The sequence below is a fragment of the Bradyrhizobium sp. Bra78 genome (genome assembly GCF_024519855.1).
GTDB lineage: Bacteria > Pseudomonadota > Alphaproteobacteria > Rhizobiales > Xanthobacteraceae > Bradyrhizobium > Bradyrhizobium japonicum_G.
On the sequence record NZ_JALJRE010000008.1, the window covers coordinates 58,025 to 77,070 of the forward strand.

A 19,046-nucleotide genomic window follows, 5' to 3' on the forward strand; every position below is an offset into this window, starting at 1 on the left:
AGAGCATCCAGCTAGAGCGCGCCGCGCTCAGCTGACAGCCTCGACCAGCGCCATGCCTTCGCCGCGCCAATGTCCGGCCCCCACCACGACAATCTGGGTGGGCGCCCCCTGCATTTCAATCTCGGTCCCCGTGGAATCGTTCGGCGGGAACAGCGCGCCGCGCGAGATCGAGAGGGCGGCGAGCGCGAGCCCGAGCGGGAATTGCGTTTCCATGGTGTGGCCGAACATCGTACCGGTCGAGCGCACCGGGAATTCAGCATGGCCCTTCAGGAAGCCGCGCTCTTCCGAGGTCGCAGGCTCCGCGCCGGTCGCGCCGGTGATGATCGCGCCCTTGCCCTCGCGCCTGGGCAGCTTGGCCCACAGCTTCTCGAGCGTCGCGGCCATGTCGCCGGGCTGCTTGCGCCGGGCGAGGTCGGCAACGACGCTCGACAGCCTTGCAAACGGCTTTGCGCCGCGCGCTTCCGCATGCGCCCGGGACTCCAGCACCAGGAACGCGCCGGCCGAGCCGAGCGCGAAGCCGGCGTGGTCCTTGCGCGCCCAGACGGGTGCGAACTTGTCCTTCAAATTGAAGTCGCCGAATTCGTAGAGGACCATCAGGTCCTTGCGCTCGCCATTGTGCGAGCCGCCGATCAGCGCGATGTCGCTCTCGCCCGAGGCGATGCGCGCAAGCGCGATGCGCGCGGCATCGGCGCCTGCAACCTCTTCGCCCATGAAGGTGCGAGAGGTGCCGCCGAGGCCGTGGACGATGGCGATGTTGCCGGCGAGGAGATTGGAGAGCTGGGCCAGAAACAGCGTCGGCCGCAAATCGCTCATCAGGCGCTCGTTGAGGAAGCCGGGCGCGTTGGCGCCCTTGGCTTCGGCCGTGAGCACGCCGGTGTCGACGTTGAGGTCACGCTCGCCGCCGCCGGCGGCGACCACCATGTCGATCTTCGACAGGATGTCCTTGTTGCCCTTGATCCCGGCGGAGTCGAGCGCGAGGCCCGCGGCATAGGTGCCGATGCGCTGCCAGGCTTCCATCTGGCGCTGGTCGCCCTTCTTCGGGATCTGGATGTCGAAAGAGACCGGCATCAGGGGATGCACGATGTAGGGCGCAAAGCCCTTCTCGTCGACATTGATGCGCTTCTCCTGGAGCGCGGTCCAGTTGGCGTCCAGGCCCTCGCCGAGCGAGGTGGCAAGTCCAATGCCGGTGATCCAGACTTCCGTCTGGCCGGGCTTCGAAGTGGTGTCGGTCATGGCGATACGGCCTGTTGCGGAAAGCCGACTCGCTCGGCGACTTTCGTCATGTATCCGCGCATATCCGCATTGGGGAAGGGGATCAGCGTGAAGGTCAGCGACGAATTCGCGCGCAGCTTGCCGCCGACCCGGATCTTGGCTTCGGTCATGGCATAGCCCGAGCCCTCATGGGCCACGCTCGCCTCAAGGGTCATCAGGTCGCCCGGAAACACCGAGCCGCGCACCTTGGCTTCCTTCACGGCAGCGAGAATCGGCATGCGCTCGAACTTGAGCACGCCAAGCAGGAGGAAGCCCGAGGCCTGCGCCATCGATTCGATCAGGAGCACGCCCGGCATCAGCGGATAGCCCGGGAAGTGCCCCTCGAAGATGGTGCTCTCCTTCGGGACCAGCGCCTCGACGACGATCTTCTTCTCGCCGACATTGAGGTCGACGATCCGATCGATCATGTGGAAGTATTCGAGTTGCATGACCGCGCGCTTAGGCGCTCGCGCCCTTGGCCGCAACCAGTTCGTCGATGCGGGCGCAGAGATTCTTCAGGACGAAATACTGCTCGGTGGTTGCCTTGCCGTCGTTGACCTCCTGGGTCCACTTTTCCAGCGGCAGCTTGATGCCGAACTGCTTGTCGATCGCGAAGGCGATGTCCAGGAAATCGAGGCTGTCGATGCCGAGGTCATCGATGGCGTGGCTATCGGGTGTGATCGTGTCGCGCGGGATGTCGCAGGTTTCAGCGATGATCGTGGCGACCTGATCGAATGTGGTGGACATCACTAAGCCTTTGATATATTGCGGATATTTGTCTGATTATCCAGGTTGGCACGGCGGGTGGGCATCGCGCCCCTGATGACGCCCTCAACCCCCCTCTGACCGGGTTGAAAGCCCGTATATCGGAGCGCCGCCCTGAGTTCAATGGAGCCGGACAGGGGTGGGGGCAGGGCTGGGGATGCCCGATGGAGCCCTTTCCGCCGAACGACCGGCGGCCGGCGTTGCCAGACATGTCGCCTAGATGTGCGGCGTCGAGATCTTGACGCAGTCGCGGCGGCCCATCAGCACGCAATCCTGGGTCCGGCGCAGGTCCGCGATGCTGACCGCGAGCCAGATCCCGATCGCGGTCAGGGCGATGGTGAAGGCGAGTGCCGCGATGTTGGCGAGCATGCGGTGACGAAAATCGTCGGGCTCGGTGCGGGGTTGCTCGTAGCGCGACAGGTCGAGCGGTTCGGGCGCGACACGCAACGGCTGCACGTTACCGTTGCCCCGGTGGGCCGTCGGGGAAGGCGAGGTGCGCGGCCTGAACTGGAGCACCCGGTGCTCGTCATCCGAGCTTATGGGCCGCTGGGTTTTCATGGTGCAGAGATCACTCCGAAGCAGCGATTTTTAGATAGCATACGTGATGAACGCGTTGCAGAAAATCTTCTCAACGCGCAACTTCATTGCGCATTCGCACTATCCTGCAGGGGGGCGCGAACGATCACGGAACCGCCGTCGTCCCGGCATGCACGAGTTGCGATGCAACAACTCCAGGCCCGGCCGGGCGCATTTTCCCGGCGCCATGCCCCGTGGCATAGTCGAGGGAACCTGAGCCGTCATTGGCAAACCATGTGAAGGGCCGTTCGACCATGACCACCAACGCGCGCGAGCCGAGAGTGCATCCGGTTTCGATCCTGTCGCTTCGGCCGACGCAGATGACGGTCGGCATGCTTGAGGTCAAGGAGAAGCGCAAGCGCTGGCGCGAGCACGACAAGTCGAAGCAGGCCGACCTGCTCGGCAAGCACATGATCCCGGTCGTCCACGGGCCGGACCAGCGCTACTACGTGATCGACCATCATCACCTCGGCCGCGCGCTACACGACGAGGGCGTCAAGGAGGTGCTGGTCACCATCGTCGGCGATCTCCGCATGGTCGAGCGCGAGGCGTTCTGGGGCGTGATGGACAACAAGCGCTGGGTCTATCCCTACGACGCCAAGGGGGAAAGGCGGCCGTTCCGCGATCTGCCGAAATCGGTCGTCGATCTCAAGGACGATCCGTTCCGCAGCCTGGCCGGCGAGCTCCGCCGCATGGGCGGCTTCGCCAAGGACACCACGCCGTTCTCCGAATTCCTGTGGGCCGACTATCTGCGCCGAAAGCTGTCGCGCAAGGCGGTCGATGCCAATTTCGACAGGGCGCTCGAGAAGGCGATGTCCTCGGCCAAGAGCAGGGATGCAATCTATCTGCCCGGCTGGTGCGGACCGGCGGAGGATGATTAGGCGCGGGCGCTCGCAGCAGTGCGGCACGCGGCCCGCAAACCGGGCCTCATCACAGCTGCTTGAGCGACATCATTTCCCGCGCCGATGAAGCCGTCCTGAAACAGAGCAATCCCATGTTGTGAGGTCATCGAGCTCACACAGGAGGCCAATATGCGCCGTCTGATTTTCATTGTTGCCTTGCTCGCGGTCGCGTCAGCAGGAATCTCGGCATCGTTTGCCGCAGTCCACCACGCCAGGACTTTGACATTCTCCGAGCGCTTTGCTCCGGCGCTGGATTTGATGGTGAAACGCTAGCGACCCGGCGGCCCGGGCACGCTTGATCTTTCGCAAATTCGCGGCGGCGGTAGGCGGCTATGGTCCGCCTGCATGATTGCCGAACCAGCGTTGCGCCCCGTGCCGAGAGGCCAGGTCGGCTCCAGTCATGCTGACCTGGAGATACGGCCATGAGCCTCATCTTTCGTATTCTCTTTGTCGCCGCCGGCGCGATCACGGCGCTGTTTGTCGCGCGCGATGCCTTGAATTTCACCATCATTCAGACCTTCATCGCCGTTCTGCTCGTCACTGCCATCGTCGGTGCCGGCAGCCTCTGGAGCCTGCGGCGGACGACGTGAGCCAGACGCAACGCCGCAGATCGGCCGGGCTCAGCGAGACCGAGGCCCGGGCGAGGCTGAAGGCGGACGGCGCCAACGAATTGCCTCGGCCCGAACGACGCAGTCCCCTGCGCATCGTGATGGAAGTGCTGCGCGAGCCGATGCTCGTGCTGTTGCTATGCGGCGGGCTGGTCTACCTCGTGCTCGGCGATCTCAGGGAAGCGCTGATCCTCCTGGCATTCGGTGCGATGTCGATCGTCATCACGGTGGTGCAGGAGACCCGGACCGAGCGCGTCCTGGAAGCCTTGCGCGACCTGAGCAGCCCGCGTGCGCTCGTGGTGCGGGACGGTGCACGTCGGCGCATTCCGGGGCGCGAAGTCGTGCACGGAGATCTCCTCGTCCTTGGCGAAGGCGATCGAATTCCGGCCGACGCCGCGCTCGTGGACACGCGCGATCTGCAAGTCGACGAGTCTCTGCTGACCGGCGAATCCGTACCGGTCCGCAAGCAGGTCGCCGACGAGGCCGCATCAGTCGATCACCGGCCCGGCGGCGAGGATCAGCCCTTCGTGTATTCCGGCTCGCTCGTCGTGCGCGGCGAGGGGATGGCGCTGGTCGAGGCCACCGGCCCACGCAGCGAGATCGGGAAGATCGGGCTGTCACTGCGCGGGTTGCAGTCCGAGCCGCCCCGGCTCCAGCAACAGATCGCAAGACTGGTGCGGCTCTGCTTTCTCGGCGGCGCCGTGGTCAGCTTGGCCGCCATCGTGCTCTACGGGGTCTTGCGTGGGGATTGGCTGCAAGCGCTGCTCGCAGGAATCGCAATCGGCATGTCGATGCTCCCGGAGGAGTTCGGCGTCGTGCTCACGGTCTTCATGGCGATGGGAGCATGGCGGATTTCGCAAGCCCGCGTGCTGACGCGGCGAGCCGCAGCCATCGAGGTGCTCGGTTCTGCGACGGTTCTGTGCACCGACAAGACCGGGACACTGACGCAGAACCAGATGTCCGTCGCAGAGCTGCGGTTGCCGGATGGTGCGCGCATGCGTCCGGCGGTGGTGGGACACGACGACGCCAGGCCCGAATTTGTCGAGTTGGCGCGCTGTGGTGTCTTGGCGAGCTCCCCGGAACCGTTCGATCCGATGGAGAAGGCTCTGCATCTGTTCGCGCATGACGCCTTTCGGGACGGCGCTGCGCTGGATGGCGAGCGGATGCTGGTACGTACCTACGGTCTGCGCCCCGAGCTGCTGGCCATGACGCAGGTCTGGCGGTTAGCCGGCCGGGCCGACCTCACCGTATGCGCGAAGGGGGCGCCCGAGGCGATTGCGCGCCTGTGCGAGATGAACCCTGCCGAGCAAGAGACGATGCAAGCTGCCGTCGGAGCGATGGCGAAGGACGGGCTTCGCGTGCTGGGCATGGCGGTCGCCGCCTGCGATGACGCTTCACTCCCGCCGACCCAGCAAGCTTACGTGTTTCGCTTTGTCGGCCTGGTCGGGCTTGCCGATCCGCTGCGGCCTGCTGTCCCGGCGGCGGTTCGCGAGTGCCGTGCGGCGGGAATCCGCGTCGTCATGATTACGGGCGACTATCCGGCAACGGCTGTTGCCATCGCGAACCAGGCCGGGCTCGAGGTCGGGGACGTCATGACCGGCGATCAGGTCAAGCGGGCGGACGATCAGGAACTTGCAGACCGCGTGGGGCATGTGAACGTGTTCGCCCGGGTCTTGCCGGAACAGAAGCTGCGCATCGTCCAGGCGATGAAGCTCAACGGCGCGATCGTGGCGATGACCGGGGACGGCGTCAACGACGCGCCCTCGCTCAAGGCCGCCCATATCGGAATCGCGATGGGAGGGCGCGGGACCGACGTCGCGCGAGAGGCGTCGTCGATCGTCCTGCTCGACGACGATTTCGGCTCGATCGTGTCGGCTATTCGTCTGGGACGCCGCATCTACGACAATCTGCGCAAGGCGATGGCCTTCATCTTCGCCGTTCATATCCCGATTGCCGGGCTGGCGCTGTTGCCTCTCGTCTTCGGGCTGCCGCTGATTTTCAGTCCGGTGCACATCGCGTTTCTGGAACTGATCATCGACCCCGTATGCTCGCTTGTGTTCGAGGCCGAGCGGGAGGAGCGCGATGCGATGATGCGTCCGCCGAGACGGCCTGATACCGAACTGTTCTCATGGACACTGGTTGGCTGGAGCGTGCTTCAGGGCAGCTTCGCATTTGCCCTGACCGCCGTCATTTTCATTGGCGCGCTTCGCTCCGGCCTTGCAGCCGACGAGGCGAGGACGCTCGCCTTCGTGACGCTCGTCGTCTGCATCGTCGCCCTGGTCCTGGTCAACCGGTCGTTCAGCGCATCGTTCGCGTCCGCATTCTTCCGTCCAAATCCCGCATTGGTCTGGATCTTCGCAGCAGTCGCCCTCGTTCTCGCCACGGCGCTGCTCTGGCCGCCGGCCTCCGGCCTGTTCCGGTTTGGTCCGTTGCATGCGGACGATTTGATGATCACGCTCGGCGCGGGACTGCTGGTGCTCACGATGCTCGAATTGCTGAAACCGCTGTGGGCGCGGCGGCTTCGGTTCTAGCGACGACCGCCCAGTTCTCCGCATGCATCTCGGCTAGCGCGGCTCCTTTTGCCTCCGGCGCAGCGGGTCAAGAGCGGCACGGATGGATTGGACGTCCGCTTCAGGCAGCCGCGTCGCGATCGATTTTCCGCAACCGCACGAAGGCGGCCCAGGCCCGCGGATACTCCTTGTCCGTGGGATCGATCGTCAGCAGCGCGCGGCATGCCTCCCTGATCTCTTCCGGCGAAGGACGCCTCGTTGGCCCCTCGGATGATTTCGACTGCTCCCAGCGAGCCTCGATATCTTTCGCGAAAGCCAGGGCCTCAGCGGTCGTCCGCTTCTGCGTTGATTTCGCCAGGGTGTGGCCCGAGGGGAACGTCGGCCATACCGACGGCGGCTGGTCGACACGCCACGTGAGTTCATCCTTCTGCGCAGCCTCCACGCGCGAACCTGGATGCTGCTCTGCTGACGTCCAGCCGGCCCCGGCCGAACCTGACGAGACTCCCGATCTCGGCGCGCCTGCCGAACCTGGTGCGCGCGCCGCTGTCTGTCCGGCCAACTGGCCAAGCTGCTGTTCCATCGTCCCGCCGCTGGACTTGGGTATGACCTTTTCGACGGTCTTGATCATCGACAGGGCGCCCGGCGATATCAGCGTCCCCCGGTCGGCAATTTTGTCGTCGGCCGCGATTGGGCAGGGCTTGTATGTCGAGCGCTGCGACGTGATCCGTCCCTCGTCGTCGATACGGGCATAATCGATCGCGACCGTGTAAACGAAGGCGGTCTCGACATACTGCCTCTCCTTGTCCATCGCCTTCACGGAGCCGCACACGAAACGTGCGTTGTCCGCGTCGACCGTTCGCAATCCGTTGAAATGAGCTGAACTCGGCTCGATCAGTACGCGTGCGACAGCGGCTCGCGCCATGCCGTGCTCCGATTGAAGCATGCTCCATATTTCGCCGGGGTTGATGGCGTCGGGCTGATAGTTCCATACGTATCCAGCGGCGAAGAACGTTGCACCAATGCAAGACGCGACGGCGAATGCTCGCACGTTCATGAGACAGATCCCCTCTGCAGGCACGACTCATCCGCGTCTCCTTTGACGGAAACTGTGCAAGTTGTGTCGAAGCGTTTCTGCTAGTTGAGGGTGAGTATCTTAAGAAAACGTGTCTGATTGTGAAAACGTCGAGTTCCCGTTAGACGGGAACTCGCGCGTTGCGTTTGCTGGTGAGGCGTTACGTTCGCGTTCGAGACACGGAGCGGTCGATCACTTCTTCGGAAGCCGTCCCATCAGGTAGAACTCGTCGTTCGGCCGCATGCCGGTGAAGTTCGCCAGCCGGTTCGACAGGGCGAAGAAGGCCGAGATCGCGGCCATGTCCCAGATGTCGTCGTCGCTGAAGCCGTGCGGAGCGAGCGCGGCGAAATCCTCCTCGGAAATCCGCTGCGCATCGGCCGAGACCTTCATCGCGAAGTCGAGCATCGCCTTCTGCCGCGGCGTGATGTCGGCCTTGCGGTAGTTCACCGCGATCTGGTCGGCGATCAGCGGGTTCTTGGCGCGGATGCGCAGGATCGCGCCGTGCGCGATCACGCAATACTGGCATTGATTGGCCGCCGAGGTCGCGACCACGATCATCTCGCGCTCGGCCTTGGTCAGGCCGCCGTCCTTTTCCATCAGTGCGTCGTGATAGGCGAAGAAGGCGCGGAACTCGTCGGGGCGGTAAGCCAGCGTCAAGAACACGTTCGGCACGAAGCCGCTCTTCTCCTGCACGGCGAGAAGGCGCATGCGGATGTCGTCGGGAAGCGTGTCGAGGGCGGGGGCGGGGAAGCGTTGCGCAGGCTTGGTCATGGGCATGGATTCCGGCTTGGGGCCGGCAACCATAGTCGATGCCGGCGCCATGCTCAACGTGACGCCAGGCTCGCAATGACGGGTCAGGGAGCGAGCGTTGCGTTACCGCAGCGGCTTCTTGAGAAGCGAGAAGCGGTCCGGATCGAGTCCCAGCGACGGTTGCAGCATCGGGGCCTCGACGTTGGAGAGCGTCTTGGCGGGCGGTGCCGAGAACACGGGGTCGTTCGGCACGTCACGCTGCGAGGTGGCGCCGCGCCAACGTTCGAGCACGGCGCTGACGAAATGCATGTCGTGGCCGGAGGTGGCGGAGGGCACGCTCGAGATGGTGGCTTCGCCGCGCGGCAATTGGTGCGGCGGCACCTCCTTGAAGCGCAGGCGCGTCGGCAGCGCGACGCCTTCGCCGAACGCCAGCACCTCGCGGGTGCCGAGCGAGGGTACGAAAGACAAGAGGTTCGCGGCCGCATCCGACACGGCGGCGCGCAGCAGCGCCTGGTCGCGCTCGTTGGCAAGACGCATCGTGAACAGCGTGTTGCACTGGGAGATGATGGTGGCGTCGAGCTCCGCGGGGCGCTGGGTGATGAGGCCGAGATAGACGCCGTATTTACGGCCTTCCTTGGCGATGCGCGACACCGCCTTGCGGGTCGGTCCGAAGCCGACATTGCGGTCGGCGGAGGCGTAACGGTGGGCCTCCTCGCAGACGAACAGCAGCGGCGAGACGCCGTCGCTCCACAGGCCGAAATCGAAGGCCATGCGGCAGAGCACCGAGACGACGGAATCGATGACCTCGGCCGGGAAGCCGGCAAGCTGCATCACCGTCATCGGCTTGCCGTTGGCGGGCAGGCGGAACAGAAGGCTGATCACCTCGGCCATCGTGTCGCCGCCGACATTGGCGTTGTCGAACATGAAGGCGTAGCGCGGATCGTTGCGCACCGCTTCGATGCGCGAAATCAGCTTGTGATAGATGATGCGCGAGGAGCGGTTTTCCAGCTTGCCCATGCGCTCGTCGATCAGCGACAACAGGTCGACCAGGCGGTACGGCACCGGCGTGTCGACGGTGTAGCCGACCTGCTTGGGATCGATGCGCTTGAGGCCGATGCGGTCGGCATTCTGGTACTGGGTGTAGACGCCCTTGGCGAGCGGGATCACCTCGGCGAGGATGTCGAGCTCCTCGGGCACGCCGGCGCGGCCGCCGAACAGCACGTCGACGATTTCCTCGAAATTGAACAGCCAGAACGGCAGCTTCAGGTTCCGCGGATTGAGCACCAGCGCGCGGTCGCCGAAGCAGCGGCCGTATTCATTGTGCACGTCGAGCAGGAAGATGCGCAGGTTCGGGCGCGCTTTCAGGATCTCGTTGAGCAGCAGCGAGACACCGGTCGATTTGCCGACGCCGGTCGATCCCAGCACGGCAAAATGCTTGGACAGCATTTCCTCGACATCGACATAGGCGATGACGGAGCGGTCCTGCTGGAGGAAGCCGACATTGATCTGGTCCGATCCGGTCGGCGCGTAGATCGTGCGCAGCTCCTGGCTCGTGATCAGGTCGACGGCATCGCCGATGGTCGGATAATTGGTGACGCCGCGCTGGAATTTGGCCTTGTCGGCGGCGTTGAGGATCTCGCCTAGCAGGTCGACCGAGGCGATGGCGATGTAATTGTCGGCGCTCGACAGATTTTCGCAGGAGACCTCGGTGATCATCGCGACGATGACCGAGCTTGCGCAGCGAATGCTGACGAAGCGGCCGACGGTCGCCCGAACCTCCGAGACCGGCATCCGGCTTTCGGCCAGAAGCCCGACCCGGGCGAGCGATCCGCGAACCGAAATCACGCGTCCAAAGGATGTCACTTGAATGAACCTGGCAAGAGCGAGTGCTTTGGGACGACTATGCGCGGCCGTCGCTGCACAAACGGTTAAACGGCAAGCGCGGTGGCTTCGTTAAATCCGCGACAATCCGGCCATGAAGTTTGTTCCTAATGCATACCGATGGGCGGAAACGGCCGGAATATGCCGGTTTCCTGGGCTTTCGGGTCGAAAAGGGTTTAAGGAATATTTTACCATCCGGCCAGTCAGTCGGCCGTTCGAGGATGTTGCCATGTGGACGGAGCACCATCCGAATCAGTTTGATTTGTTGACGAGACCTAATCATTTGTACATTAGTACAAATAAACCGGCGACCCTGATGCCGCCCCGGCGCGTGAGCGGATTTGCAGCCTGCGCCTGATTGCGGGAGCCGGTCCGCCGGATCCGGCGACGCCTTGGAGGAAATCATGCAGCCCGAACCGATTTTCGATCTTGCTCATCTCGGCCACATGGAACTGCTGACGCCCAAGCCCGACGAGAGCCTCAAGTTCTTCGTCGACGTGATGGGCATGACCGTCAGCGGCCAAAAGGGCGAGTCGGTCTATCTGCGCGGCTGGGACGATTACGAGCGCTATTCGCTCAAGCTGACGGCGTCGAAGACATCGGGCATGGAGCACATGGCGTTGCGCGCGCGTAGCCAGCAGGCGCTCGAGCGCCGCGTCGCCGCGCTGAAGGGCTCGGGCTTCGATATCGGCTGGATCGACGGCGACATGGGGCAGGGGCCGACGTTCCGCTGCCGCGATCCCGACGGCCACATCGTCGAGCTCTATTACGAGACCGAATGGTATCAGGCGCCGCCCGAGCTGAAGCCCGCGCTGAAGAACCAGGCGCAGCGCTTTCCCGCCCGCGGCGTCAACGTCCGCCGCCTCGACCATCTCAACTGCCTTGCGGTGGACATCAAGGCCAACCGCGAGTTCTTCGAGAATTACCTCGGCTGCCGCCTCACCGAACAGATCGTCCTCAACGACGGTCGTGAAGCCGCGATGTGGCTGACGATGTCGAACAAGAGCTACGACTTCGCCTATTCGCTCGACCATTCCGGCACGCCCGGCCGATTCCACCACGTCACCTACGCGTTGGACAGCCGCGAGGAGATTTTGCGCGCGGCGGATATCTTCCTGGAGAACGGCGTCCACATCGAGACCGGGCCGCACAAGCACGCGATCCAGCAGACCTTCTTCCTCTATGTCTACGAGCCCGGCGGCAACCGCGTCGAAGTCGCCAATGCCGGCGCCCGCCTCATCCTCGCGCCCGACTGGAAGCCGATCGTGTGGACCGAGGAGGAGCGCAAGAAGGGGCAGGCCTGGGGGTTGAAGACCATCGAGTCCTTCCACACCCATGGCACGCCGCCAGTGGAGGCGACGAAGCACGGCTGAGCATGACCCGGAAAGGTGTGAAGCGGTTTTCCGCTAAGGTCATGCTCAAGAAAATCTAATGCGTTGACGTGCGCACCCGTGCAATCGTCTCGCGGACACCGGTCCATGCGGGCTTGTCGGGCGCAAATTGCTTGCGCAGGAAGGTGACGAGCTCCTCGACCTGCGCGTCGCTCATGCTGTTCTTGAACGCGGGCATGTAGCCGAGGTCGCTCGAGACGGGCTCCGCAATGCCGTGCAGGATCACCTGCACGAGATTGTCCGACGTGGCGCTGTGCAGATTGCTGTTGAGCGCGAGTGACGGTCGGCTGCCGAACAGCGGCAGGCCGCCGACCTCGTGGCACACGGCGCAGGCGCCGAGGTAGAGCCGCGCGCCGGTCGAAGATGCGACGGTGACCTGCGTCGCAGCTTCGAGCTTCAGAGCGGTCGCATCGTGCGCTTTTCCGTCGGTCGCGGTGTCGTTGAACGAATTGAGATAGATCGCCATGGCGCGGATGTCCGGATCGGGCAGCGACTTCAGATCCTTCACAACAGGCGCCATCGGGCCGGCCGCGACGCCGTGAAAGCGTGAATGACCGGTGCGCAAATATGCGAAAAGCTCGTCCTCGCTCCACGGGATCGGCGTGTGCGAGAGCGAGGTCAGCGGCGGCGCCTCCCAACCTTCGGCAAAGCCGCCGGCGAGGTAGGCCTCGCGCTGCTCGGCGCCGAGCGCATTGCGCGGCGAATGGCAGGCGCTGCAATGGCCGAGGCTCTCGACCAGATAGGCGCCGCGATTCCACTGCTCGGACTTGGCAGGATCAGGCTTGAACTCCTTGGTCCGGTGGAACAGCGCATTCCAGCCCGCCAGCAGCGGGCGGAGATTGAAGGGGAAGGCGAGCGCATTCGCGGGCGCCGGCGCGCGCACCGCGGGCTGCGCCATCAGGTAGGCGTACAGCGCCTGCATGTCGGCATCGCTGGTCCTGGCAAAATGCGTATAGGGAAATGCGGGATAGAGCTGCCGACCGTCGCGATGCAAGCCGTCGCGCATCGCGCGCTCGAAGGCGGGGTAGGACCAGGCGCCGATGCCGGTCTCGACATCTGGCGTGATGTTGGTCGCGTAGATCGTGCCGAACGGCGTCTGAAGCGCGCGGCCGCCGGCATTGAGCGCGCCACTGAAGCTGGTGTGGCACTCCGCGCAATTGCCGAGCGCGGCAAGCTGCTGGCCGCGCGCGATCGTCGTGGCCGAGTAAACCGATGCGTCGGGCCGCTCGATCGGCGCGATGGCGCGCCCGGGCAGGAGCGCCGCGCCGATGCCGATCGCCGCGGTGCAGACGGCGGCAATGGTCGCGAAGATGCCGGCGCGCTTGGCGAACGGATTTTCCCAGATGCGGGACGGCTGCGGCGCAGCGGGCCCGGGCAGGGCCTCCGGCGTAGCCGGGGTGTCGCCGCGAAGCCCCGTGAGGATACGCTCCGGCGTGAACGGCGGCTCGCGAAAGCGTACGCCGGTGGCATCGAAGATCGCGTTCGCGATGGCTGCCGCGCTCGGCACTGATGCGGACTCGCCGACGCCGAGCGGCGGCTGATCCTGGCGCGGCAGCATCAGCACGTCGATCTTGGGCACGTCGGGGAAGGGAATAATGGGATAAGCGCCCCATTCGCGTGCCGCCACCGCGCCGCGCTCGAACGAGACCTCTTCCATCAGCGCGCGGCTGGTGGACTGGATGACGTTGCCGTGGATCTGGTGGCGGACGCCGTCCGGATTGATCATCAGGCCGGAGTCCTGCCCGGCAACGACGCGTGTCACGCTGACGTCGCCGGTGGATTTGTTCACCGCGACATCGGCGACCCAGGCCGACCACGCCGCGCCATAACCGGGAAACTTGCTGTGAACATAGAGCGCGTAGGCAAAGCCGCGCCCGTGCACGACCTCGCCGTCCTTCTCTTCGCGGACCGGGCGCGGCGTCCAGCCCGCGCGCTCGGCCACCGCGTTGACGAGATCGACGGCGCGCTGGTCTTTCAGATAGCGCAGCCGGTATTCGATCGGATCGACACCGGCCTCGGTCGCGGCCTCGTCGATGTAGGATTCGTGCGCAAAGGTGTTCGGCAGTGCCGAGACGCCGCGGAACCAGGACGCGCGCACGATCGGCGCCATGTCGTGGGCGACGACGCGCATGTGGTTGTAATCGTAGGGCGGGATCGCGGTGCGGTCGCCCATCTGGAGGACGTCGGGCTCTGGCGAGATCCGCCCCGTCAGCAGCAGCGCCAGCGTCGGGGCGGCGTTCGAGGGATAACGCGTGGCGAGATCGTAAGCAGCGACGCCGCCGTCTGCGTCGAGGCCCCCGTTGACGTCGATCAGCTGCGCCGTGCCCTTGGGCTCCCAGGCGTGCTCCTGCTCGCGCGTCAGCTGCACGCGAACGGGCCGGCCGACCGCGCGCGACAGCAGCAGCGCGTCGGCGGTGACATCGTCGGCGCAGTTGCGGCCGTAGCAGCCGGCGGCTTCCAGTCTGACGACCTCGATCTCGCTCTCGGGACGCTCGATCAGCAAAGCCAGGTCGCTGCGCAGCACGTGAGGATTCTGGGTCCCGGACCAGACGCGGATGTTGCCGTCCTGGAAGTCGGCGACGGCGCAGGACGGGCCGATCGAGGCGTGCATCTGGTAGGGCCAGACGTAGGTGCGCCGCATCGGCTTGGCCGCGCCTGATATCGCGGTAGTCACGTCGCCCTTGTCGATCAGCGTGCGCGGGGTCGACGGGTTGGCGCGCAGCGCGGTCTCGATATCGGCAAGATCGGTCAGATCAGGCGTTGGCTTCCAGCTCACGGCGAGCTGCGCGGCCGCCTGGATCGCATTCTCCTCACGCTCGGCGACTACGCCGACGAAGTCGCCGATGTGGACGACGGCGATGATGCCGGGAACGTTGCGCACCGAGGATTCATCCACCGCGATCAGGCTGGTGCCGACGAACGGGCCGGCATCGACGCCGGCATAGGGCGGGCGCACCACGCGCCCGTGCAGCATACCGGGCAGGCGGATGTCGTGCACGAAGGTCAATTCGCCCGTGGCCTTGGCGGGCAGGTCGACGCGCGGCACCGACCGGCCGACGATGGCGTAGTCGCCGACGGGCTTGACCGCGACATCGTCGGCAAGTTCGAGGCGAATGATCTCGCCGCCGATCAACTCGCCATAGCTGACGCTGCGGTTGTCGTGTCCCCGCACGAGACCGTCCTCGATCTTGAGGTCGCCGGCCGGCAGCTCCAGCCGCTCCGCCGCGCGCGCGATAAGGAAGTGCCGCGCCTGTGCCGCGGCCTTTCGCAGCGGGACGGCGGTGATCTGGATGGTCTCGCTCGCAATCGTCGCGCCCTGGTTCGGCACGATCGCGGTGTCGCCGAGCACCACGACGACGCGTGCAAAGGACACGTCGAGCTCCTCGGCGACGATCTGGCCAAGCGCGGTGCGGATTCCGGTGCCGAGATCGACATGGCCGTTATAGGCCGCGATCGAACCGTCCGCGGTGATGCGGATGAAAGTCTCGGATGTGACCTCGTCCACGGTGCGGACGACGACGAGCGAACCGGCTTGGCGCTCAGCTCCGTTCGAGGAAGGGAAGGTCATCAATCCGCGGCCTCGGTGAGCTGGCCCGATGCACGCATCACGGCACGCAAAATTTCGACATGGGTGCCGCAGCGGCAGAGATTGTAGCGCAGCGCCGCCAGCGCTTCCTGCTCGGTCGGCTGCGGGTTGATGGCGAGCAGCGCCTTGGTGGTCATGATCATGCCGTTGAGGCAATAGCCGCATTGCGCAGCCTGCTCGTCGATGAAGGCCTGCTGCACGATGTCAGGCTCGTCGCGCGTGCCGAGCCCTTCGAGCGTCACGATGTCGCGGCCGGCGCAGCCGCTGACCGGAATCACGCAGGAGCGCGCCGCGGCTCCGTCGATCAGGACAGTGCAGGTGCCGCATTCGCCGAGGCCGCAACCATATTTCGGGCCGTTGAGCGCGAGGTCGTTGCGCAGCACGTAGAGCAACGGAGTGTCGTGCGCCGCCGCGATCTCGTGGACCCTGCCGTTCACGGTGAGGCGGATCGGTGCTTGCGTCATCTCGTTCCCAAGCGTTGCGTTCCCAAGCCTTGCATTTCCAAGCCTTGTGATCACAAGCCCTGCGATCACGCGAATTGTACGTCGCGACGATACCGTTTGTACACAAACGTGCAACCGGTCATGCCGCAGTGCAGCGCGGATGCCTTCTTTGTGGACAGTGGTGATAGGCAAATGAGGTTTTATACGGCAGGCGCATCTTTTGCCCCGCTCCGCCGCTTGACACCTCTCGGGAGGGCGCGCAACATCGTTCGTGTACGAATGATAACCGCAAGGTCGGCTGGCTTTGACATGGTGACTGAAACGACGAGCGCCGCCATCGACAAGATCCGCTGCGATGCCTGTCCGGTGATGTGCTACATCAAGCCGGGTGCGGCAGGCGCCTGCGATCGCTACGCCAACCACGACGGCAAGCTCGTCCGTGTCGATCCGCATGTGATCCTGGAGCGCACCGTCTCCCATGGCGGCAAGCTCGTCCCCTTCAGCCGCACGGAAGACTGGGACGGCAAGCTCGTCCACGAGCCGTCGACCTTTGTGACGGCAATCGGCGCGGGCACGACCTATCCCGATTACAAGCCGGCGCCTTTCATCGTCTCCGCGGAAGTCGACGGCGTCGACATGGTGACTGTCGTCACCGAGGGCATCTTCTCCTATTGCGGCATCAAGGTGAAGATCGACACCGACCGCTATCTCGGGCCGGAAACCGCGACCGTGCGCGCGCAGGGCGAGGCGGTCGGCCACGTCACCACCAGCGAATACGGCTCGCAGATGCTATCGCTCGGCGGCGTGCATCATCTGACCGGCGGCTCGAAGAAGGAGGGCCGCGTCACCTGCGACACGCTGATGGATCTCGCCAATTGCAAGGCGGTCGAGCTCACCATCGACGGCGGAGCGACCGTGGTGGTGCAGGCCGGCCAGCCGCCGATCGTGAACGGCATGAAAGAAGAGCGCATGCGCGTCGGCTGCGGCTCGGCGACGATCGGCATGTTCGCCAAGCAATGGCACGGCAAGGTCGACGAGGTCGTGGTCGTCGACGATCACATCACCGGCGTGCTCTCGGAGCACCAGGCCGGCAAGCTGCTCGACATCGTCGACACCGGCATCAAGATGAAGGGCCGGCGTTCGACGCCTGGCCGCTATTTCCAGGTCGCCGATCCCGGCACGGGCTGGGGCGGCACCAACATCTCCGATCCGCTCGCGATCCTCGGACCGTTCGACGCCAAGGAAGCCAAGGCCGGTCTCTCCATGCTGATGGTCTCCACGACCGGCGAGCATTCGTCCTACTATGTGCTCGACGAGGCCCTGAAGCCGGTCGAGACCGAGATGCCCGATGACCTCAAGTTTTCGGTCGAGCGCATCAAGGAGAATTGCGAGCCGGCGCTGTGCACGGTGCTGTTCATGGCCGGTGCGGGCGGTTCGCTCCGTGCGGGCGTCACCGACAATCCGGTGCGGCTGACGCGCTCGGTGAAGGACGCGCTGACGCGCGTCACCAGCGGCGGTGCGCCGGTCTATGTCTGGCCGGGCGGCGGCATCACCTACATGGTGGACGTGACGCAGATGCCGGCGGGTGCGTTCGGCTACGTGCCGACCCCGGCGCTGGTCGCGCCGATCGAGTTCACGATGAAGCTGTCGGACTATGCCGCGCTCGGCGGGCACATGGATCATGTGAAGCCGCTCTCCGAGGTGCAGGGCGGCGACGATGTCCGCCAGCTCCCCTGGCAGAACCCGATTCCGGGGCCTCGGGCATGACCAGGCTCCCGCAAATCGCGTTGCTGTCTGACGGCCGGCGGCTGCATTTGCAGGATGGACCGATTGATCTGGTCGTCGAGGCGACGGGACACGCCGGTGCTGTGCGTGCGGCCTATGAGGCTGCGGCCGGGCGGTTCACCGGGCTTCTCGACGAGCTCTGCGCGGAACTGCCGGAACTGCGGGGCGCCGCCGGGGAGCGGACTTCGTTGAGAGGCGTTGTCGCACGTCGCATGCACGCCGCCGTGGCGCCCTATGCTGAGGACTGCTTCATCACGCCGATGGCCGCTGTGGCCGGCAGCGTGGCGGAGGAGGTTTTGGGCGCAATGCTGGGCGCGGCATCGCTCGATCGGGCCTACGTCAACAATGGCGGCGATATCGCGCTGCATCTCGGCGAGGGCGAGCATTTTTCGGTCGGCCTGATGGACCGGCCCGATCGCGACGGCGTGATGCGGTCGATGAGGGTCGATGCCAATGATCCCGTGCGCGGCATCGCGACCAGCGGGCGGCACGGCCGCAGCTTTTCGCTCGGCATTGCCGATGCGGTGACCGTGTTGGCGCGAACGGCGTCGCAGGCCGATGCGGCCGCGACGATCATTGGCAATGCCGTCGATCTGCCGGGGCATCCCGCCATCATCCGAAAGCCTGCGAACGAGCTTCAGCCCGACAGTGATCTCGGCGCACGGCTCGTGACCCGCGACGTCGGTGAGTTGTCGCAGAACGAGATTGCGGCCGCGCTGGAGTCTGGCGCGAAATGTGCACGGCAATTATTCGATCGCGGACTGATCGAGGGTGCCGTGCTGCAGCTTTGTGGTGATATGCTCGTCATCGGAACGAAGGATATTGAACGGCAGCGATCGCGCCCGCTTGTGCTGGAGAACGCGGTTCATGCCTGAGCAGGGAAACGAAGCGGGGAAACAACCATGAGCGCGATCATCCGCAAGATCGTCACCGTCGTCGAAGAGACGCAGATGGAGATGGGCCGCCAGGTCTCGCCGCCGACGCGGCGTGCGGCCGCAATCGCCGTGATCGAGAATCCCTTTGCCGGAAAATATGTCGAGGACCTCTCGCCGCTGATCGCAATCGGCGAGGAACTCGGCGAGCTCCTGTCGAAGCGCGCGGTCGCTGCGCTCGGCATCGATGGCGCGAAGGCGCAGAGCTATGGCAAGGCCGCGGCTGTCGGGGAGAACGGTGAGCTGGAGCACGCCGCCGCCATCCTTCACCCGAAGATGGGCACGCCGGTGCGCAAGGTGCTGAGCAAGGGCGCGGCGCTGATCCCGTCGTCGAAGAAGCGCAGCGGTCCCGGCACGACGCTGGACATTCCGCTTGGTCACAAGGACGCAGCCTTCGTGCGTAGTCATTTCGACGGCATGGAAGTACAGATCAACGACGCGCCGCGTGCCAACGAGATCATGGTCGCGGTCGCCGTCACCGACAGCGGTCGTCCTTTGCCGCGCGTCGGCGGACTGACGGTTGCGGAGATCAAGGGCGAAGACGGTCTGCGATAGAGCTTGAACCGGGGAGGCGGGCACAGCTTCTCCGATGAG

17 protein-coding genes are annotated in these 19,046 nt (G+C 65.1%); 8 read left to right on the forward strand and 9 right to left on the reverse strand.

Annotation, left to right across the window (positions count from 1 at the left end):
- Positions 1–27: 27 nt before the first annotated feature.
- From OC450_RS18840 to OC450_RS18855, 4 genes are all read right to left on the reverse strand, one after another.
- A complete protein-coding gene (locus OC450_RS18840; protein ID WP_262048424.1) occupies positions 28–1,233 on the reverse strand; it encodes a beta-ketoacyl-ACP synthase in 1,206 nt (401 codons plus the stop codon).
- Complete coding sequence (locus OC450_RS18845; RefSeq protein WP_211383341.1) at positions 1,230–1,700, reverse strand: 3-hydroxyacyl-ACP dehydratase FabZ family protein; 471 nt, start codon at positions 1,698–1,700, stop codon at positions 1,230–1,232. Before OC450_RS18845 ends, OC450_RS18840 begins: the two co-directional genes overlap by 4 nt.
- Positions 1,701–1,710: 10 nt before the next feature.
- A complete protein-coding gene (locus tag OC450_RS18850) occupies positions 1,711–1,998 on the reverse strand; it encodes an acyl carrier protein (protein WP_092025034.1) in 288 nt (95 codons plus the stop codon).
- A gap of 234 nt (positions 1,999–2,232) precedes the next feature.
- Positions 2,233–2,574 carry a hypothetical protein gene (locus OC450_RS18855; RefSeq protein ID WP_262048425.1) on the reverse strand — a complete coding sequence of 114 codons (342 nt, stop codon included), beginning with the start codon at positions 2,572–2,574 and terminating at the stop codon, positions 2,233–2,235.
- A 272-nt stretch (positions 2,575–2,846) separates the two neighbouring features.
- On the opposite strand from OC450_RS18855, the gene OC450_RS18860 reads away from it, so the two are divergent.
- From OC450_RS18860 to OC450_RS18875, 4 genes are all read left to right on the forward strand, one after another.
- Positions 2,847–3,473: a ParB-like protein gene (locus OC450_RS18860; RefSeq protein ID WP_262048522.1), complete on the forward strand. Its 627-nt coding sequence runs from the start codon at positions 2,847–2,849 to the stop codon at positions 3,471–3,473.
- A gap of 150 nt (positions 3,474–3,623) precedes the next feature.
- Complete coding sequence (locus OC450_RS18865) at positions 3,624–3,767, forward strand: hypothetical protein (protein ID WP_211383343.1); 144 nt, start codon at positions 3,624–3,626, stop codon at positions 3,765–3,767.
- A 149-nt stretch (positions 3,768–3,916) separates the two neighbouring features.
- Complete coding sequence (locus OC450_RS18870; RefSeq protein ID WP_211383344.1) at positions 3,917–4,084, forward strand: hypothetical protein; 168 nt, start codon at positions 3,917–3,919, stop codon at positions 4,082–4,084.
- Positions 4,081–6,633 (forward strand): HAD-IC family P-type ATPase, encoded by a 2,553-nt coding sequence (locus OC450_RS18875; RefSeq protein ID WP_262048426.1) that lies wholly within the window; start codon positions 4,081–4,083, stop codon positions 6,631–6,633. The genes OC450_RS18870 and OC450_RS18875 overlap by 4 nt, the downstream gene beginning before the upstream one ends.
- 100 nt (positions 6,634–6,733) lie before the next feature.
- Here the strand turns inward: OC450_RS18875 and OC450_RS18880 are convergent, their stop codons facing one another.
- The 3 genes from OC450_RS18880 to OC450_RS18890 form a co-directional block, all read right to left on the reverse strand.
- Positions 6,734–7,666 (reverse strand): hypothetical protein, encoded by a 933-nt coding sequence (locus OC450_RS18880; RefSeq protein ID WP_262048427.1) that lies wholly within the window; start codon positions 7,664–7,666, stop codon positions 6,734–6,736.
- Positions 7,667–7,876: 210 nt separating this feature from the next.
- Positions 7,877–8,455 (reverse strand): peroxidase-related enzyme, encoded by a 579-nt coding sequence (locus OC450_RS18885; RefSeq protein WP_262048428.1) that lies wholly within the window; start codon positions 8,453–8,455, stop codon positions 7,877–7,879.
- 102 nt (positions 8,456–8,557) lie between these two features.
- Entirely contained in the window at positions 8,558–10,297 is a 1,740-nt protein-coding gene (locus OC450_RS18890) for an ATP-binding protein (protein ID WP_211383348.1), read from the reverse strand.
- Between the two features lie 422 nt (positions 10,298–10,719).
- On the opposite strand from OC450_RS18890, the gene OC450_RS18895 reads away from it, so the two are divergent.
- Complete coding sequence (locus OC450_RS18895) at positions 10,720–11,688, forward strand: catechol 2,3-dioxygenase (protein ID WP_211383349.1); 969 nt, start codon at positions 10,720–10,722, stop codon at positions 11,686–11,688.
- A gap of 55 nt (positions 11,689–11,743) precedes the next feature.
- Here the strand turns inward: OC450_RS18895 and OC450_RS18900 are convergent, their stop codons facing one another.
- Together OC450_RS18900 and OC450_RS18905 are read right to left on the reverse strand one after the other, a co-directional pair.
- Positions 11,744–15,274 (reverse strand): molybdopterin-dependent oxidoreductase, encoded by a 3,531-nt coding sequence (locus tag OC450_RS18900; RefSeq protein ID WP_262048429.1) that lies wholly within the window; start codon positions 15,272–15,274, stop codon positions 11,744–11,746.
- Complete coding sequence (locus OC450_RS18905) at positions 15,274–15,756, reverse strand: (2Fe-2S)-binding protein (protein WP_256806888.1); 483 nt, start codon at positions 15,754–15,756, stop codon at positions 15,274–15,276. Before OC450_RS18905 ends, OC450_RS18900 begins: the two co-directional genes overlap by 1 nt.
- A 288-nt stretch (positions 15,757–16,044) precedes the next feature.
- Here OC450_RS18905 and OC450_RS18910 point away from each other — a divergent pair, with 288 nt between their 5' ends.
- Genes OC450_RS18910 through OC450_RS18920 form a run of 3 tightly spaced genes read left to right on the forward strand, consistent with a single transcriptional unit; the run spans position 16,045 to position 19,007 of the window.
- Positions 16,045–17,502: a 6-hydroxynicotinate reductase gene (locus OC450_RS18910; RefSeq protein WP_256806887.1), complete on the forward strand. Its 1,458-nt coding sequence runs from the start codon at positions 16,045–16,047 to the stop codon at positions 17,500–17,502.
- On the forward strand, positions 17,499–18,395 hold the full coding sequence (locus OC450_RS18915; RefSeq protein WP_262048430.1) for a UPF0280 family protein: 897 nt from the start codon (positions 17,499–17,501) through the stop codon (positions 18,393–18,395). Before OC450_RS18910 ends, OC450_RS18915 begins: the two co-directional genes overlap by 4 nt.
- Before the next feature lie 27 nt (positions 18,396–18,422).
- Positions 18,423–19,007 carry an amino acid synthesis family protein gene (locus OC450_RS18920; RefSeq protein WP_211383354.1) on the forward strand — a complete coding sequence of 195 codons (585 nt, stop codon included), beginning with the start codon at positions 18,423–18,425 and terminating at the stop codon, positions 19,005–19,007.
- The last annotated feature ends 39 nt before the right edge of the window (positions 19,008–19,046 follow it).

Bases quoted from the DNA above. Each gene is read 5' to 3' on its own strand.
- OC450_RS18840 (WP_262048424.1), bottom strand. From the start codon at position 1,233: ATGACCGACACCACTTCGAAGCCCGGCCAGACGGAAGTCTGGATCACC.
- OC450_RS18855 (WP_262048425.1), bottom strand. From the start codon at position 2,574: ATGAAAACCCAGCGGCCCATAAGCTCGGATGACGAGCACCGGGTGCTC.
- OC450_RS18865 (WP_211383343.1), top strand. From the start codon at position 3,624: ATGCGCCGTCTGATTTTCATTGTTGCCTTGCTCGCGGTCGCGTCAGCA.
- OC450_RS18845 (WP_211383341.1), bottom strand. From the start codon at position 1,700: ATGCAACTCGAATACTTCCACATGATCGATCGGATCGTCGACCTCAAT.
- OC450_RS18900 (WP_262048429.1), bottom strand. From the start codon at position 15,274: ATGACCTTCCCTTCCTCGAACGGAGCTGAGCGCCAAGCCGGTTCGCTC.
- OC450_RS18860 (WP_262048522.1), top strand. From the start codon at position 2,847: ATGACCACCAACGCGCGCGAGCCGAGAGTGCATCCGGTTTCGATCCTG.
- OC450_RS18880 (WP_262048427.1), bottom strand. From the start codon at position 7,666: ATGAACGTGCGAGCATTCGCCGTCGCGTCTTGCATTGGTGCAACGTTC.
- OC450_RS18850 (WP_092025034.1), bottom strand. From the start codon at position 1,998: ATGTCCACCACATTCGATCAGGTCGCCACGATCATCGCTGAAACCTGC.
- OC450_RS18920 (WP_211383354.1), top strand. From the start codon at position 18,423: ATGAGCGCGATCATCCGCAAGATCGTCACCGTCGTCGAAGAGACGCAG.
- OC450_RS18910 (WP_256806887.1), top strand. From the start codon at position 16,045: ATGGTGACTGAAACGACGAGCGCCGCCATCGACAAGATCCGCTGCGAT.
- OC450_RS18870 (WP_211383344.1), top strand. From the start codon at position 3,917: ATGAGCCTCATCTTTCGTATTCTCTTTGTCGCCGCCGGCGCGATCACG.
- OC450_RS18915 (WP_262048430.1), top strand. From the start codon at position 17,499: ATGACCAGGCTCCCGCAAATCGCGTTGCTGTCTGACGGCCGGCGGCTG.
- OC450_RS18885 (WP_262048428.1), bottom strand. From the start codon at position 8,455: ATGACCAAGCCTGCGCAACGCTTCCCCGCCCCCGCCCTCGACACGCTT.
- OC450_RS18895 (WP_211383349.1), top strand. From the start codon at position 10,720: ATGCAGCCCGAACCGATTTTCGATCTTGCTCATCTCGGCCACATGGAA.
- OC450_RS18905 (WP_256806888.1), bottom strand. From the start codon at position 15,756: ATGACGCAAGCACCGATCCGCCTCACCGTGAACGGCAGGGTCCACGAG.